We start from the raw sequence: 16,459 nt of genomic DNA, 5'->3' as shown, positions 1-16,459 counted from the left end.
ATTTCAACACTTTTCACATAATTCTCACACCCGGGCCCCAATCCGCCGCCTGGGGCCTCATTTCCCGGCGGGTCAGCTGGTATAGGATTCCAGATAATGGTAAACGTCCATCATGGTGGGAAACCAGATTCCCTCCATCAGCCGCTCCCGCTCCGTCTCCGGAAAATCCGTGACCGGAATATGGGTGTAAAGACAGATGGTGCTCTGGTCCTTGCTGAACACCAGCAGAAAACCGGACTCCGCCACCAGATAAAACTCCTTCTCAGGGCCTGTCTCCAGGATGGGTTTGACCTCGTCCTGGTTCACAGCCACCTGGTTTTCCAGTTCATTAACCGTCTCGGTCTCCACCGCGGTTCCCGGCAGCGCCTGTTCCTGGCGGAGGCTGTAGCGGGTCACGGCGTAGCCCACGATCAGGCAGACAATGGACGTGGCAATAAATAACAGAAAGCAGTACATATACTTCTTCATGGAATAAGTCCTCCTTGTAGAATCCAGTATTAGTATCTGCTTTCTGTTCTGTTTTTAATCATGAATCCGGTTTTTTCTGAGAAATATTTACAGCAGCCGCGCCCGCTCCAGAAGCGGAATCAGCCGCCTTCCGCCCGGCATCGCCGACAGCTCTTTTCGGCCCACGCCCTTAAACTTCACAAGCAGCACGCCGTAAACCACAACCGCGGCCAGAATGGCGGGCAGAACCTGCACCACCAGCCACAACCTGCGGTCCGCGGCTCCGGCCGGAACCGCCAGGCGGATCAGGCGGTAAACCGCGTAGGCGGCGGCCCCCATAAACAGGGCGCTGACCCCCGGCGCCACAAAGGTCCTGCGGTACTCCTGGCGGTAACCCGCGATGCGCGCGATGGCCGCGCCGTTGAGCAGGCACATAAAAAATGCGAACAAAATATTGGCGAACACCACGCTGTAGATGCCCCATTTTGCCCCCAGCAGCATGGCCTCCAGGGCCGCCACGTGGAGAGCCAGGGAGATACAGGCGTTGCGCAGGGGCACGTTCATGTGGTTGAGTCCCTGCAAAATGGCATTGGTCACAGTGGACAGGGAATAGAACACCACCGCCAGGGAACCGGCCATGGTCAGACGGATCACGGTGAGGTTGTCCTCGCTGCCGAACAGCAGGTTGTTGATGGGCGCGGACAGCACGGTCAGGCCCACGGCCGCCGGGATGGCGATCACCATGGAAAACCGCACCGCGGCGTCGATGCGCTCCAGCGTCTGCTCCCGGTTCCCGCTGGCCACCGCACGGCTTAAGGAGGGGATCAGAGAGGAGGAAAGCGCGTTGGAAACCGCCACCGGGATATTAAAGAGCAGCTGGTACTGCCCCAAAATTCCCCAGAGAGTGGCGATGGCCGCCTCGGAGCTGCCCAGGTAATCCATACCCTGGCCGAAGAAGTAGTTGTCCAGCACATTGCTGATGTTGTACACCGTACTGCTGAGCACGATGGGCAGAATGGTCAGGGTCAGGGTGTGGGCCAGCTGCCGGTAGGACTCCCGCCTGCCGCTCACATCCGCCTCCGCCAGCCTGCGCCGCTCCGGCGCACGGGACATGGTCAGGAACATAAAAAAGATCAGCGCGGTCAGCGCTCCCGCTCCCGTGCCGATGGTTCCCCCCGCCGCTCCCAGGGCGTAGGAATACTCCGTCGCGCCCGTGGCCTGGTTCATGGAGGTTCCGATCCTAAACAGCAGGGCCGCAGCGCCGACGCTGACAATGGCATTTACAATTTGTTCCAGAATTTGGGAAATCGCCGTGGGAACCATGGAACCGGTGCCCTGGAAATACCCCCGCAGCACGCCCAGATAGGCCATGATCCAGATGGTGGGGGCCAGGGTCTTTAAGGCGTACATGGAAAATGGCGTCTTGATCAGCTGGGCGAAGGTCTCCGCCCCGAACCAGAGCACCGCGGCCGCGACGCCGCCGATCACCGTGGCGTAAACCAGTGCGGCCCGCAGGATCCTGCGGCTGTTCTGGTGTTCCTCCCTGGCCATCCTGGTGGCCACCATCTTGGAGACGGCCACCGGCATGCTGTAGGAGGAAAGGATCAGCAGGATATTGTAGACGCCGTAGGAGGACGTATAGTATCCATTTCCCTTTTTTCCGATAATGTTGATCAGGGGGATGCGGTAGAGCATCCCGATCAGGCGGACCACAATGCCCGCGATGGCCAGGATGCTGCCCTGGATCACGAAATTGGCCGCCTTTTTGCCGCCCGGCGTTGAAGCCTTTTTGTTTCCGGTCTGTTCTTTCGTCGTTGCGCTCATGTATGGTTACTCTTTTCCTGTAATTTCAATTTTATCAAAATCCCGCGTGGGAATGATGCAGACCCAGGTCTTGCCCTGGTTCAGCACGATCTCGTTGTGCTCCAGGTCATAGTAGTGGGTGGTGCCGAACTCCCCGTCCTTCTCCCAGCTGATTGGGATGGCCTGTCCGCCGGTGATGAAAAAGCCGCACTCCGCCGCGTGGACGTTGATGTTCAGATACTCCGTGGTAGCGTAATGGCCCATCTGGCAGCACTGGAAGATCACGTTCTTCACCGTGATGGGGCCTTCATTCCCCTGGTGCACGCCGCCGTACTGATAGCGGTGATAGAGTCCGTCCTCCGGGTCGTACTGGAAATACGCCTTGTTCATAGTATACCCCGGTTTCACCGTATCAGCCGCCATCACCCCGGGACGGTCCGCCAAAAGATCCGTCACACCGTCTCTCGCAAAGAGATAGTGGCCCTGGTAGGACGTGTCAAATACCTGGGAATACCCCAGATTCTCGATGGACTGCTGCAGGCGCGGTCCGCTGGTGTAGGCGTTGTGGGGCGCTTTCCGGTCGCTGGACCGGTAGTAGGCCACGCTGCCTATGCCCTCGAGGCCGTTGATATTGTCCACATTGTTCAGATAGGGCTTGGCAAAGGTGCTCTGCCCGTAGTGGGCGTAAATCGCGTCGAACTCTCTGGCAAAATAGGTGTAATAGGTCCTGCAGCTGCGCACCGAGCCGATGCGCTCCAGATCGTCAAAATCCTCGATAATGGACATATAACGGTTCATGTCCCCCTCCACCGGCGCCTCGTAGACCACGCCCGCCCGGTTGATGCCGTACTGTGGCAGAGCCTGCTTGTCGTTGCTCATCATGACCGCGACGGGACGGCGGTTGGCCTTGGCGGCGTCTGTCATCTCCCCAGTGAGATAGCTGCGGATGAGGCCGTTCTCCTCCACCCGCTCCTCGGGCAGGTAATAGGGAGGCTGATCCGGGTCCACCTTCTCCGCCTCCGTGGTCGCGGTCTCAATGTGGATCTCAGCCGACGTGGCGGCGACCGTGGTCTCCTCCGCCGTGGTGACCTCCACATAGGTCTGTTTTGCGCAGCCGCTCAAAAGTGCGGCCGCAAACAGAATTCCCGTTATCCGCTTCCACCCTGCTTTTCTCATCTCGTGTACCCCCTGCGCTCCAGAATCTCATTCTGCCTGGCTTCCATCAACAGCCGTTCTTCCTCCTCCATGTGGTCGTAACCGCACAGATGAAGCATGCTGTGAGCCACCAGAAAGGCCAGCTCCCGGGTCTGGGAATGGCCGTACTTCTCCGCCTGTTCCTCCACCTTGTCCACGCTGATCACAATGTCCCCCAGCATCAGCTCCCCCGTCTCGGGGTTAAAATAGTCCTCCACCGCGTCCTCCACGTGATCGAAATCCGAGGGCGCTTCGTAGTCCACCATGGGAAAGCTCAGCACGTCCGTGGGCGCGTCGATCTGCCGGTGTTCCCGGTTGATCTCCTGAATGGCCTGGTTGTCCGTCAGAATCACATTGACCTCCGCCTCATAAGGGCATTTCTCGTAATCCAGGGATTCGTTCACCACATCCCGGATAATCTCCTCATAGGGCAGGTCCAGCTGTTTCTCCGCCTCATATTCAATGGTAATGGTCATAGCTTGTCTTCTCCTTTGTCCGGCCGGTTCTTTGGCCTTTGCGGGGCCCCGGCCTCATTTCCCGGCTCTCCCTAAGAACGGTCCCGCTCCCTGGTCCGGCGGGCGTGGGACGTGGCCTTCCCCTTCTGCTCAAAATCATCGTAGGCCTGTACAATTTTCTGCACCAGGGGATGGCGCACCACGTCGGAGCTGGTCAGGTAGCAGAATCCGATGTCGTCGATCCGCCTCAAAACCTTGATGGCCGTGTCCAGCCCCGAGGTCGCCCCGCTGGGAAGATCCTTCTGGGTCTGGTCTCCCGTAACGATCACCTTGGAGCCGAAACCGATCCGGGTCAGGAACATCTTCATCTGAGCCGGAGTGGTATTCTGGGCCTCGTCCAGTATAATATAGGCGTTGTCCAAAGTCCGGCCGCGCATGTAGGCCAGAGGCGCCACCTCAATCAACCCCTTCTCCGAATTGTGCAGATAACTCTCCGCCCCCATGATCTGATACAGGGCGTCGTAGAGGGGCCGCAGATAGGGATCGATCTTGCTCTGGAGATCCCCGGGCAGAAAGCCCAGCTTCTCCCCCGCCTCAATGGCCGGGCGGGTCAGGATAATCCTCCCCACCTCCCCGTTCTTAAAGGCCTGGATCGCCATCGCCATGGCCAGGTAGGTCTTGCCCGTACCCGCGGGGCCGATGCCGAACACGATCATCTTCTTGCGGATGGCGTCCACGTACTGCTTCTGTCCCATGGTCTTGGGCTTCACCGGCTTACCGGTGATGGTGCGGCAGATAATGTCCTTGTCGATCTCCAGGATCTGCCCGTCGCTCTCCGTGAAGGAGAGGGACAGGGCGTAGTCCACGTTCTGCTCCGTGATGGCGTTGCCCCGTCTGGACAGCTCCACCAGATTGCTGAAAACACTTTTGGCCTGGCGGATGGTCTGCTCAGGCCCGATTAACTTGATTTCCCCGTCCCTGGCGATGATGGTCACATGCAGGGTGCGTTCTATTTTCTTTAAGTATGAGTCAAACTGGCCGCATACATTGCGTTCATGTTCAACCGGGATGTCGATCATAGTCTCGATAACACTCATTGCGTCGCTTTCGTCTCCTCTGGTTCGATATTGGGAATGATCTCCTCCTGTGCCAGGGGCGCCGCCTTCTGGATCTGCTCCAGCGTCACGAACTGCCCGGTAATGGTACATTTGGTTGCACTCGTTTCTATTCTATCATTATTTTCAAGAATTTGTACCCCTTTTTCTGTTAATTTTTCCGCAAACAACTCTTTTTCCCGCCCCGCGATGTCCTTAAGCTCCTCATCCGTGTACTTCCTGTCGTAAGCCGACATCTCCTTCCCCTTAATATCCCCCAGATAAAATGGAAGGTAAAAATTGGAAAAAAGCTTCAGCTGCCGCTCCTCCATCACATAATCCCACTGTTGCTCCCCCCAGGCAGGCACAAGAAACGTAAACGAGGCATTTCCCGCCTTCACATACCACCCCCGCCGCGTCCGTCCCGTCGCCACCCGCTCCGTGTGCATCAGCGGAAACGACTTGCTGTACCCGTTCACCGTCCTGGCCGTCACATCCGCATCCGCCCTTACTGTATACTGATTCACAACCTCCTCCGCGTCATTCACAATGGGCACGATGCCCTTCACCAGCACCTGTCCCGCCTCCACCTCATCCCCGATGGCCACCTGGGCGATCCCCTGGCGCACGATCATGGACGTGATCACCCCCGGCTTGGCCGCCACCAGATCACAGGGCGTCTCATCCTTTTCCGGCAGCGTGGAAATCACCTCGTTCTCCTTGATATGGATCAGCAGCCGCGTGCCCGAAACCCTGGCCGAGACCCAGGTAATCTCCGGGAAATGCGCCCGGAATCCGCTCTCCAGCTCCTCGCAGTCGATCCGTTTCTTATACATCCCATAATCCACATCCTGGTCCGCCAGATACCGGATCAGCGTATCATAGGTATAATGATAATTTCCCTCAAACTCGATATCCCATACAAACAGGCTCATCACATACAAAAACACAAAAAAGCCGGCCAGACCGGCTCCGAACAATTTGCGTTTCCGGTTCCGGTACAAAAAGAAAGGCAATCCGTACCGCTCCAGAATCCTAAGCCTCACCCTGGATTTTCTCACCAGCGGTTTCACCTTCCGATATCCCGGAACCGTCATAAAAAACTCATAATCCCCATCCTTACAGAGAATGCCCCAAATTTCCAGCTTTCTCGCATTACAAAGATTCAAAAAACGCTCCGGCGAATAACCGTGAAGCCTCAGCTTCACATATCCGTGCCAGTTATGTAGCAGCCGTTCCACCACTGCAGCCTCCTCCTCTCCACGCTCAGGCCGTCAAGATTCAAACTCCAGAGACTGGATCTGGCCCGTAATCTTCATTTCCTCGCTGGTATAATACGCAATGGCAAGCCGCGCCCCATGCACAATCACCTTACAGGTCCTGGCCTGCACCTTCACCATGGTATCCGTATATAAAAGGATGCTGCGATAATTCTCAATACAGACCTCCCTGCGCCCCACAAAACTGACCAACACATCCCCCAGCAACACATCCCGCGGAAGCCCCAGCGCAGACACCGCCGCCGCCTTCGATTCCCCTAACATAAGCCCTCACTCCCGACACACTGGTTCCCTTTATTATATGCACCCTCCTCCCAAAAATACCCTTTATTTCCCCCTTCAAAGGTGACTCCTTTTCCTCACTCCGCCATAGGGCCCCAGCGCTGCCGCCGCGGGAGGGGTGCACCGGGCGATTGCGAAGCGGACCGCAGGATCTTATGTCCGGGGGGCGGCAAAACCGTGGAGAAATCGGGGCCTCAAAGCCCCGATTTCAGGCGACCTGAGCGGAGAAAGCCTTCAGGATTTCTCCGCGAATTGAGCCGGTGCCGCGGTTTTGCCGTCCCCCGGACATTAGATCCTGCGCTTCGCTTCGCAGTCCGGTGCACCCCTCCCGCGGCGGCAGCGCGTACCCCCTGCGAAAAAAATTTCACCTCCCTCACTCACAATTCCCCACTCCCCTGAATACACTATACTGAATCAATCAAACACAGTGAGGTAAACATGAATCGTCAGTCCTATTACCCCGACAACTATGACGATGCACCCATCGTCAGCACCGCCGCAGTGGACAACGAAGCCGGGACCCCTGTTATTCCGCTTCCCAATCCCGGCGAAGGCGGCCCTGTCGCCGACGGCAATACATCCATACCGGACGCTAATGTTCCGGTTATCCCCCTCCCCAATCCCGGTGAAGGAGGTCCCGTTGCCGACGGCAATCCCCCGATCTACCGTCCCATCATTCCCGGCGTGGGCGGCGGTGTAACCATCATCCCCGGAGTCACCTTCCCCTGCTTCTCCTGCAACAATAACAGCTACGGGCGGGTCCGCTTTCTAAACGCCAGCAACGGCTATCAGCCCTTCTTCGTCTACCTGGGCAACTGGCTTGTGGCCAGCCGTTTCGGCAACGGAGACATGACCACCTATCTCCAGGCCACCTCCGGCAGCCAGACCGTGACCATCTCCGGCTCCAACGGATATGTCTACGTGCAGAAGCAGATCACCGTGCGGGCGGGCAGCTCCATGACCGTTGCCATCATCAACACGGCCAGCGGCCTGGACATCATGGAGATTTCCGACATCTCCTGCAACGCGCCCATCGGCACCAGCTGTCTGCGGGTCAGCAACCTCTCTCTGAACCTTGGGCCCTTCGACGTGTCCATCGGCAATCAGAACAGCAACTACACGCCCTTCACCAACGTGCGCTACCGTGAAGTGACACCCTACACCAGCTTCTATCCCGGCTGGTACCAGCTCTACATTTCCAGAACCGGCTCCCTGCCCAACGTCTCCGTCGCCACGGCAGCCGCCAACATGAGCGCCAACACCTCCTACACCCTCTACATCTTCAACGCGGCAAACGCCACGGATGGGTTGAGGACTATGGTGGTGTCCAACTGACGCAAGCTAATCGCCCGCAGGCGCTGCCTACGGCCCATTAACAACAATACGGCTGCCCCGTTCTTCCAACCGAACAGGACAGCCGTGCTGTCAAATCAATCAACGGCCATGCTTTAAAAGCCATTGATATTTCTTCTTGTAGCGATACAAGGTCACCCCGATAAACTCGGGCAGTTCTTTCCCCCTTCTCGCAGCGTTTTCAATCTCTTCAATCATACCTTTCAAGTTCGACGATGTCAGCGATTTTTTAGCCGCCATCCGTTCAAACTGACGGCTGCACCGCTCATATGTATCCCTTCTGCCTTTTACGATCTCCGTATTCGTATCAGACAGCCGCTTTCCCGTGGTCTTATCTAAAATACCGTTTAAATGGAGGATTCCATTGATATCGTCATCCATTTTCGCATTGAACAGCGACGTATAAATCGTACCGTCCCGGTGATAGGAAATTTTTTCCATCTGTTCATCAGACAGCGGATCAACATATATCTCCTGTTCGCCTTTCTGGGCGTCACAGCAAAGCACGCAGGACTTCGTATGGTCGCTTTTTTCACCGCCGTAACACACGCCCAGCATATTCTTAAAATCCAGCGCCCCTTCTTTACTCAGTGAAAGTGGATACCAGTGTTCGATCCGTGTATCACTCTGGCCGCCGGTGATGCGTTTCATGCAATACGCGCACAAACCGTTCTGCTCTTTCGACAAGGCCTGCCGGAGCACCTCTTTCGGCAGCAGGTCAAAATACGCCCGGACCGCTCTTGTATCCGTCCCCTTAAGCCGCCTCCACTCCGGCGATCTTTGAATCTTTCTCACTTCGCCTGCCACAAGCGCCGGGGGACTTTGCTTCTTAATGTACAGCACTCAGACCGCTCCTCCCAAAATATCCTCCAGCTGCAGCTCCGCTTCCGCGCTCCGCACATCCGCGTGATCTTCTCCCAATGCTTCCTTCATCCTGCTTAAAATAATCCCGGCCGTTTCCTCATCCTCCCGGTCCATCGCTTCGTCGAACTGCCGGTTCAGCTTCCTCACCCATTCCGGCTTCTCCACGCTGCCCAGGCGCAGGTCTAAAATATCGTTGACCGAAAATCCGTATGCGGATGGCAGATAGACGATATCTCTGGCCTCATTGATGGAGATCAGGTTTTCATGGCGGCAGGAGGAAATGATGATCGGGGAATGGGTCGCCGCGATAAACTGTATTCTGGGAAATGTTTCCTCCAGGGCGCTGATCATATTCCACTGCCATCGCGGATGCAGATGCATGTCCAACTCGTCGATCAGCACGATGCCCGGTATGGTATTTAACTGCTCTTTGGCATCCGGATTTAACAGTGCCAGGCGGTAGGCCAGATCCATCACCATCCACATAACAGACTGATATCCGGCGCTCAGATGGGCAACCGGCATCACCTCGCCTTTTTCCACGTACACAATATCGCCAACCTGAGTGTCGTAATACAACACCGGCCGTTCCTCTAAACCGCTCATCCGCTGCATCACAGACGATACCAGACCTTTAAACGCTTCATACTCCCCAATCTCGCGTTTTTGCTGAAATGCGGCCAGCTCCATTTTCAGGCACCACTCCCGGATTCCCTTGATGTCCAGTGAATAGTCCAGACAGCCAATATATCCGCACCTGCGGTCATTTAACTTTTTCTTTAATTCATTGCCGAAATCTCCCCGCTTCTGCTGCCATACTCTCGCCTCGCTCTGATAGCTGAGCAGCGGCAGGTTTACATTCATATCATTCGCCATATTGCCCGCGATTCTGCGGATATCAGACGGTTCAACGGTGGTTCTGGCTTTTCCGCTGGCGTCCACCCTGCGCCGCCGCCAGGTCCATTCCCTTCCTCCGATTTCCGCAACGCAGCCGATCTCCACCGGAGTAAAATATTGGATGCCGCCTGAGGCGTCCCCCGCCCGATTCAACACAAAATGGATGTCGTCATGAAGAATGCTTTTCGCGGATACCCCGTCAATACCGGCAAGAAATCCCGCTAAACCCACTGAAATCGCCTCCAATACCGACGTTTTTCCCGCTCCGTTATTCCCAATCAGCAGGTTAAATCCCGGTTTGAATTCCAAATTCAGTTCTTGAACCGCTCTGTAATTTTTAATCGTTACCTCTTTTAAAAACATCCGGATAATCCTCCCGCAGGTCACGGCATTTCCCGCTGCCGCGCCTTATCGTCCTGTTTTTCCCAATGCATATCAAGGGTAGTATACCATAAATTTCTCCATAATAATAGAATTTTATTTCCGCACCATCTGTCAAAAACCGGGCCGATGCCCCTTCGCATCCGCCCGGTTTCCGCCTGCTTACAACACCTCAAACTCGCAGTTCAACACGCTCTGGTACGCCTCCTCCTCGGTCCGGCTCGCCTCCAGCTCCCGGATCAGGCCCGTGGTCTTGACCATGCGCATGAGGGTCACCACCGCCGGGATGTGCTCCTTGGAATCTTTACTTGCCAGGCAGAAAATCACCCGCACCTTCTTCTCCCCGAAATGAACCGGCGTTTCGGTGATCAACAGGCTCAAGCTGGTCTGGTGAATCCCCTCCACGCCCTTGCCGTGCAGCAGCGCGAAGGAGTCGTCGGACACCGCGTAAAAGCCCTGCTCCCCGATAAAGCCGATCATGTTCTCCACATAGCATTCCTCGATAAATCCCCGCTTTAACAGCGGCTCCGCGCTCAAACGCACCGCGTTTTTCCAATCCGGCTCCTCCCGGCACAGGCGGATGCAGTCGTACTTTAAAAAGCTGCTGAAGCTCTTGGGGTTGGTGAAGGGCTTGACCGTCTGGTATCCCAGTTCCTTCTCGATCACATCCAGCACTCTGGCTCTGGTGGCTTCGTCCAGAAACCCCAGCTTTTCCTCAATGGCGTAGTAGCTGGAAAGAATTGTCTTGCGCGGAACGCCCAGCCGGTCGATGGCGGCCCGGTCCTCGGGCTGCAGGATGGGGTTCACCACCAGGCAGGGCCTGGGCAGGCTGTTGTTCAGCTTGATGGTGGAGAGCACATAATCGATGGACGCCCAGTCCGGGTAGGAGGAGACCTTATAAATGGGAATGGTGTCCAGTATATGGATCTGATACTCGCTGAGCAGGGACTCCTTCAGCATGGTGGTGGTGCCGTAGCCGTGGCCGCAGACCAGAAGCACCCGCTTGTAGGGCACGCTCTTCATCCGCTTCAGGCTGGCCATGAAGCAGACGGTCAGGTAGACGATCTCGTCCTCATTGCTGATCTCCTTTAAAATATCGGTCTCCGCGCACACCTGGGCCATGAGGTTGTACATCTGGCGGTCCTGTGGCCGCAGCAGGGAGATCATGTTGTCCCGGATGCTCACGTGGTTGTTGATGCGCTGGATCAGGGGGATCATGTGGTTTAACAGACCTTCCACCAGCGTCCGGTCCTTGTCAAAGGGCATATTCAACCGCTTGGACATGGCGGAGATCAGGGAAAATGTCACCGCTTCCGCCTGCACCGGGTCCACGTCCGCATTTCCCCCCGCGATCTTGTTGGTGAAATCGAACATTTTCGCCATCATACGGATGTGTTCTTCGGAGACCTCCCGGCCGATAATCTCCTCCAGCCGCTTCCCGAAGCGCCCGAAGGCCCCCCGGTTGAAGTCCGGAGCCACGGTAATGTCCAGGGGGTAGACCTTGCCGTGGAGAATATACCAGACCAGAACCACCACGTTCGACATGTACCACAGGTAGGAGCTGCTGGTCAGCGTGCACTGAAGCTCCTCCAAAAGATCGTCCACCGCCATCACCACATTAGCCACGGACACGCCCTCAAATGCCTTGTGAATGATATGGATGCAGTAAAATTCATGGGAATTGTAGCTGGTGAAGGGGTTGATCAGATACTCGATGTATTTGCGAAACTCCTGGTTCAGCAGGGTGGCCCGCTTGATCTTTGGACCGGCCAGGTAGAAATGCCCGGAATAGCCGATGCCCATCCCGTCCTTTTTCAGCTCCTCGTCCAGAGCCGCCATGTCGTTCTTCACCGTGGACCGTGAAACCCGGAACTGCTCGCTCAGCTGGTTGATTTTCAGGTCCTCGTTGCGGATCATCAGGATCAGAAGCAGGATGGACATGCGCTCCTTACCGGTGTATATGACCTCGTTACCATCCTCCATCCCCTTAAGATCCAGGTGCTCCGGGTAAACGAGCACGCCCTTGGAATGCTTTTCGATCTCCGGCAGGCGCTCCAGGGACAGAATATCGTTGATCCGGTCCACATCGTAGCGCACGCTCCGCTCGGAGACGTTCAAATCCCTGGCCACCTCCTTGTAGGAGGATTGGCCGTGGGATTTGAGGTAACGGATGATGTTCAGCATTCTTCCATTAAACATATCTGCCTCCCCCGTTCGCCGGCGCAATCACTGGGGGCTGCGCCTGCGGCTTTTACCTGCAACAGGACAAGAGGAGATGCTCCCCTCTCCCCTCGTCCTGATTCCCATATGTAACATTTATCGCTCTGATACTCCCCTGACCAGCGCTTACTGGAACGTGTCCTGAATCTTCTTCATCACTGCGTCGGACTTCTTGATCAGATCGGAAACGCCCATCTTGAGCACTTTTTTGCCTTTAAAGCGGTCCAGACCTTCCAGCGCCACGTCATTGACCAGAACCACGCAGGCCGCCTCGTCGATGTCCTTCTGCTTCAGCTGGTTCTCCACGCCCGCTCCGCCCTGAGTCTCGATCAGAACCTCGATTCCCAGCTTCTCTCCGGAGAGCTTTAAAGCCTCCGCTGCCATATAAGTGTGCGCCACGCCCGACGGGCAGGATGTAATACCGACTACCTTCATGTTTTTTCCTCCTAAACGTTTGCTGTTTTACAGTTCCATATTCATTGTGTGTACCGCCCCCGGCGCCTTCTGCCCGGCTGACGGCGGATCTTATAAATCGTCAAATGTGATCTCGTCCAGATCGTCTTCCTCCACGGCTTTGACCACCGCGTCGTCCATGTTGTTCTTCTTCAGTAAGTTTACCATAATCGCGGTCACAAATCCACCTGCAAGCACGGAAATAAAGTACCAGATCCTGCCCTCGACCACCGGCAGCACGATGAGGCCGCCCCAGGGCGCATGGTTTAACACGCCGGTCAGGAAGGGGATGATGTTTCCGACCACCGCTCCCACGATCAGGGAGGGGATCACGCGCAGCGGATCGTTGGCGGCAAAGGGGATCGCGCCCTCGGTGATACCCACGCAGCCCATCAGAATGGCCGCCTTGCCTGCTTCCTTCTCCTCAGCGTTGTATTTCTTGGGCGCAAGCAGTGTGGCGATGCCCATGCCGATGGGAGGCGTACAGATGGCGACGCCCACGCCGCCCATCAGATAGGGAAGGGTGTCTACCTGAGTCTGTGCGAACAGCGTTGCAACCTTGTTGACCGGGCCGCCCATGTCAAATGCGGTCATTGCGCCCAGAATGGAAGCCAGCGGAACCTTACCCACGTCGCCCAGGCCGGACAGCCAGCTCGTCAGGCCGTTCATCACAGCCGCGATGGGTCCGCCGATGCCCCAGACGATGATTCCGCCGGTGATAAAGGTGCCCACCAGGGGATAGATGAAAATGGAACCCAGCGTTTTAAGCGCGATGGGAAGCTTGATCCGTTTTAACTGCTTTACCACTACACCGGCGATCAGGCCGGCCACCATGCCGCCTAAAAAGCCCGCGCCCATCTCTTTTGCCAGGTACGCTCCGATCATGCCGGGCGCCAGACCGGGCTTATCGGCGATGGAGTAAGCGATGTAGCCGCCCAGGATCGGAACAAACAGCGTCAGTCCGCCCAGACCGATCTGCGCCAGCCCGGCCAGCCAGCCGGTCTCCGGGGTAGCCGCTCCCGCGGGGTTTAACATAACCGCCAGGGAAAACAGGATACCGCCTGCCACGATAAACGGGATCATGTGGGACGTGCCCGTCAAAATGTGCTTTTTCAGTGTTTTTAACTGCTCTTTCATCTCATTATCCCTCCAAAACTTCCGTTAAAATTTGATATACCTGCTCTTCATCGCTGTTTCTCAGCGATTCCCGGAATTCCTCGTGCATGAGCTTTCTGGACAGGTTCGCCAGGATCTTCATATGGGTGTCTCCGGCCTCCGCCAGGGGGCAGGCGATGAGGATGATCAGGTCCGCAGTCTCGCCGCTCTCCTCATTCCAGACCACCGGCTCCGCGGTGCGGCCGAAGCACACGCTGGCCTCCAGCACGTGGTCGGTCTTGCCGTGGGGCAGACCCATGTCAAACCCTACGAAGGTAGGGGAAATGGCCTCTCTGGCCAGAACGTCCTTGTAAAATTCCTCCGTGTCCGTGATCGTCCCGGCCTTTCCAAGCTCCACGGCCAGTCTGTGGATCACATCTTTTTTCTCTCCCCGGATGTCAAACACGATGCAATTCTTGTTGATTAATTTACCCATCTGATAACCTCCTGCCCGGCCTCGCCGGATCTTTAAAAAGTCTCTCTCAAGCGCTTGAAGAAGAACTGTTTATCTCTTACATGGGATATCATAAAGCCTGACGTGCATTTTGAACAGATAGAAGATTTGAAAAAACTTTTTACACAAATTTAAGGATTCCGGCAGGCAGTGTGCCGCAGCCTGCGCCAGCGGCCCGTTCCATCCGGGAAAAAGCAGGCGGCCGCACCCATCGGTGCAGCCGCCCGCCGCGGTCTGGATGATTCAGTTTTCAGCCTGCGCACAGACCAGCTTCACCGTCAGGGCGTCCCGGGATGAAACCAGAAAAGCGGTCGTCTCATACCCGTCCCGGGCCAGCCGCTTCAGAACCCGGACGTTGCCCCTGTATCCGGACTCGTCCTCCTCATGCCGCGCGAATCCCTCGTTTTGGATCAGGTACTCCATATATTGTTCCAGGAGTTCATTTCCATTCCCCCGGACCACATACTGGTACTGCACCTCGTAAACGCCGGAGCTGCTGGAGGAGGAATATCCAGCCAGACGATATTTTCCCAAAACCGTGTAAACAGACGGAATCTTCTCGTCTCTCACCGTATAATAGGCCTCTTTGTTCACACTGCTTAACATCAGGGAGGCCGCGGAGAACACCAGCGCGAAGAAAATCACCACACCCGCAGCAATTTTAAGCAGCGTTTTCCAGAGCGGAGCCTTCGGGCCCTGCACGTAACAGAGACCCAGCTGTCTGTCATAGGGCATCCGACCGCCAAGGCAGAGGTATAGGATCAGGGTCGCGGGCCAGACGATGATCAGCAGACATTTAAAAACCGTGTGCAGAATGGATCGGACCAGCCTGGTATTTCCCTCTCCCTGGTCCCAGATCAGGTGCAGTCCCAGGAAACGTTTGCCCAGCGTTATGCCCTGAAACCAGTAATCAGCAGAGAAAAAATATACCAGATAGACCGCCATCGCCGCCGGGAGTCCGATCCGGGACAAGCTTCCCCCTGTCCATATGCCGCTGTTAATCGCCAGAAAAACCGGTCCCATCAGAACGGCCAGCAAAATCATATAATCAATCAAAAATGCAAAAATACGCTTCATACTCCCTATCCTTCCCGGAGAGCCGCCCTGCCGGTTCCGACTGCCCATCCGAACCCATTTTCATCTGTTCTTACCCCTGAATATCCGCCTGCTCAGGACCGCCCTCCAGCGTCCCCTCCACCGTAATGGAGTGACCCCAGAACAGATCCCCGTCCTCAAACCAGAAGCAGAACTCTCCATCAGGCCGCACTTCGATGCTCTCCAGCTCCAGACGGGCCTCAAATTTCTCTGCGTCAAGCTCCTCCTCGTCCTCCTCCAGCCAGCTGTCATTCTTCAGCTCCAGAAGGTCCTCCGAGGCCCGGGCCAGCACACGGCGGTTCCACTCCTCCTGATCCGCCATCAGGGTCTTAGCCGTTCTGAGAGAGTCCTCCATTGCCTCGTCCTCATCCCAGTCAAAGGACAGGCGCACCGTCTGCCCCAGCCAGTCCACGTCCGCCTCAAACCAGTTGACCTGCCGGTCCAGGGTAAAGCGCCCCAACACCTCGTCCTCTAAGTACACCGGTTTTTTTAGCTCCTCCAGGATCGCCTCAAGCTCCCCGTCCCGGGCCGGAGAGGTTTCTCCCACCAGCATAAAACGCGCCTGGCGCTCACGGCCGGCACGAACCGCCGCGCGGATCACACTGTACGGCTTCACCTGCGCCTGCAGGCGGTGAAGCAGATCGTCGTCCGCTTTCAGCGTCAACGTTCCGTCCTGCTGCACCGCCTCCTCCCCGGGGCGCTTGTACGCCGCCAATCCGATGGAGGCGGACCAGAGCTTCTCCCCCGGCACCCTTCCCCCTCCAAAACCGTTTGGACCGGTCAAAAACAGCAGTTCCTCCGTCTTTTCCTCAAACTGCGCTTCAAACTGTCTGCTCTCATTTTGAATCTTCATCTTCTGCTCTCCTTTATATCCCCAGCTTTTATACTGCCGCAGAGGCGCGACCGTCCGGGTACGCCTCAATCACCTGCCGACTGAGGCTGCGGCCGTCCGGGTACGCCGCAATCACCCGCAGCCTGCGCCGGCCCCTTGCTGCAATTCACCAAAAAGCTCCTCCCCGCGCGCCGTTACGG

The 16,459-nt window shown here is 56.5% G+C and carries 16 protein-coding genes; 1 reads left to right on the top strand and 15 read right to left on the bottom strand.

From position 1 onward, the window contains the following. Positions 1-72: 72 nt before the first annotated feature. The 7 genes from ACK2JC_RS27245 to ACK2JC_RS27215 form a co-directional block, all read right to left on the bottom strand. Positions 73-468, bottom strand: a complete 396-nt coding sequence (locus tag ACK2JC_RS27245; protein ID WP_007711737.1) for a hypothetical protein — start codon at positions 466-468, stop codon at positions 73-75. A gap of 87 nt (positions 469-555) precedes the next feature. Continuing rightward, positions 556-2,271: a polysaccharide biosynthesis protein gene (locus tag ACK2JC_RS27240; RefSeq protein ID WP_320937476.1), complete on the bottom strand. Its 1,716-nt coding sequence runs from the start codon at positions 2,269-2,271 to the stop codon at positions 556-558. Between the two features lie 6 nt (positions 2,272-2,277). After that, positions 2,278-3,426: a DUF3048 domain-containing protein gene (locus tag ACK2JC_RS27235; RefSeq protein WP_320937475.1), complete on the bottom strand. Its 1,149-nt coding sequence runs from the start codon at positions 3,424-3,426 to the stop codon at positions 2,278-2,280. Next, entirely contained in the window at positions 3,423-3,920 is a 498-nt protein-coding gene (ybeY, locus tag ACK2JC_RS27230) for an rRNA maturation RNase YbeY (protein WP_092360837.1), read from the bottom strand. The genes ACK2JC_RS27235 and ybeY overlap by 4 nt, the downstream gene beginning before the upstream one ends. Positions 3,921-3,991: 71 nt before the next feature. Next, positions 3,992-4,996 carry a PhoH family protein gene (locus ACK2JC_RS27225; RefSeq protein WP_092360838.1) on the bottom strand — a complete coding sequence of 335 codons (1,005 nt, stop codon included), beginning with the start codon at positions 4,994-4,996 and terminating at the stop codon, positions 3,992-3,994. After that, positions 4,993-6,237, bottom strand: a complete 1,245-nt coding sequence (locus ACK2JC_RS27220) for a sporulation protein YqfD (protein WP_320937474.1) — start codon at positions 6,235-6,237, stop codon at positions 4,993-4,995. Before ACK2JC_RS27220 ends, ACK2JC_RS27225 begins: the two co-directional genes overlap by 4 nt. Before the next feature lie 30 nt (positions 6,238-6,267). Next, on the bottom strand, positions 6,268-6,537 hold the full coding sequence (locus ACK2JC_RS27215) for a YabP/YqfC family sporulation protein (protein WP_007711748.1): 270 nt from the start codon (positions 6,535-6,537) through the stop codon (positions 6,268-6,270). Between the two features lie 456 nt (positions 6,538-6,993). Here ACK2JC_RS27215 and ACK2JC_RS27210 point away from each other — a divergent pair, with 456 nt between their 5' ends. Next, on the top strand, positions 6,994-7,890 hold the full coding sequence (locus tag ACK2JC_RS27210; RefSeq protein ID WP_276855265.1) for a DUF4397 domain-containing protein: 897 nt from the start codon (positions 6,994-6,996) through the stop codon (positions 7,888-7,890). Between the two features lie 99 nt (positions 7,891-7,989). On the opposite strand, the gene ACK2JC_RS27205 is transcribed toward ACK2JC_RS27210, so the two are convergent. From ACK2JC_RS27205 to ACK2JC_RS27170, 8 genes are all read right to left on the bottom strand, one after another. Continuing rightward, entirely contained in the window at positions 7,990-8,751 is a 762-nt protein-coding gene (locus ACK2JC_RS27205; RefSeq protein WP_368271344.1) for a retron system putative HNH endonuclease, read from the bottom strand. Further along, positions 8,752-10,032, bottom strand: a complete 1,281-nt coding sequence (locus ACK2JC_RS27200; RefSeq protein WP_320937472.1) for an AAA family ATPase — start codon at positions 10,030-10,032, stop codon at positions 8,752-8,754. It lies immediately after the preceding gene. A gap of 180 nt (positions 10,033-10,212) precedes the next feature. Beyond that, positions 10,213-12,249 (bottom strand): BglG family transcription antiterminator, encoded by a 2,037-nt coding sequence (locus tag ACK2JC_RS27195; protein WP_368271343.1) that lies wholly within the window; start codon positions 12,247-12,249, stop codon positions 10,213-10,215. A 147-nt stretch (positions 12,250-12,396) separates the two neighbouring features. Next, on the bottom strand, positions 12,397-12,705 hold the full coding sequence (locus ACK2JC_RS27190) for a PTS fructose-like transporter subunit IIB (RefSeq protein ID WP_007711756.1): 309 nt from the start codon (positions 12,703-12,705) through the stop codon (positions 12,397-12,399). A 90-nt stretch (positions 12,706-12,795) separates the two neighbouring features. After that, the gene (locus ACK2JC_RS27185) at positions 12,796-13,860 is read right to left on the bottom strand and encodes a PTS fructose transporter subunit EIIC (protein ID WP_227167488.1); all 1,065 of its coding nucleotides are present in this window, start codon (positions 13,858-13,860) and stop codon (positions 12,796-12,798) included. A gap of 4 nt (positions 13,861-13,864) precedes the next feature. Further along, positions 13,865-14,314, bottom strand: a complete 450-nt coding sequence (locus tag ACK2JC_RS27180) for a PTS sugar transporter subunit IIA (RefSeq protein WP_227167489.1) — start codon at positions 14,312-14,314, stop codon at positions 13,865-13,867. Positions 14,315-14,575: 261 nt separating this feature from the next. Continuing rightward, positions 14,576-15,409 carry an RDD family protein gene (locus ACK2JC_RS27175; protein ID WP_276855263.1) on the bottom strand — a complete coding sequence of 278 codons (834 nt, stop codon included), beginning with the start codon at positions 15,407-15,409 and terminating at the stop codon, positions 14,576-14,578. 70 nt (positions 15,410-15,479) lie between these two features. Continuing rightward, the gene (locus ACK2JC_RS27170) at positions 15,480-16,280 is read right to left on the bottom strand and encodes a DUF2262 domain-containing protein (RefSeq protein WP_276855262.1); all 801 of its coding nucleotides are present in this window, start codon (positions 16,278-16,280) and stop codon (positions 15,480-15,482) included. Positions 16,281-16,459: the final 179 nt, after the last annotated feature.

This window comes from Enterocloster lavalensis (genome assembly GCF_046603895.1).
Classification (GTDB): Bacteria; Bacillota; Clostridia; order Lachnospirales; family Lachnospiraceae; genus Enterocloster; species Enterocloster lavalensis.
Note: the sequence above shows the minus strand (reverse complement) of the source record. Positions and strands in the feature narration are given on the sequence as shown.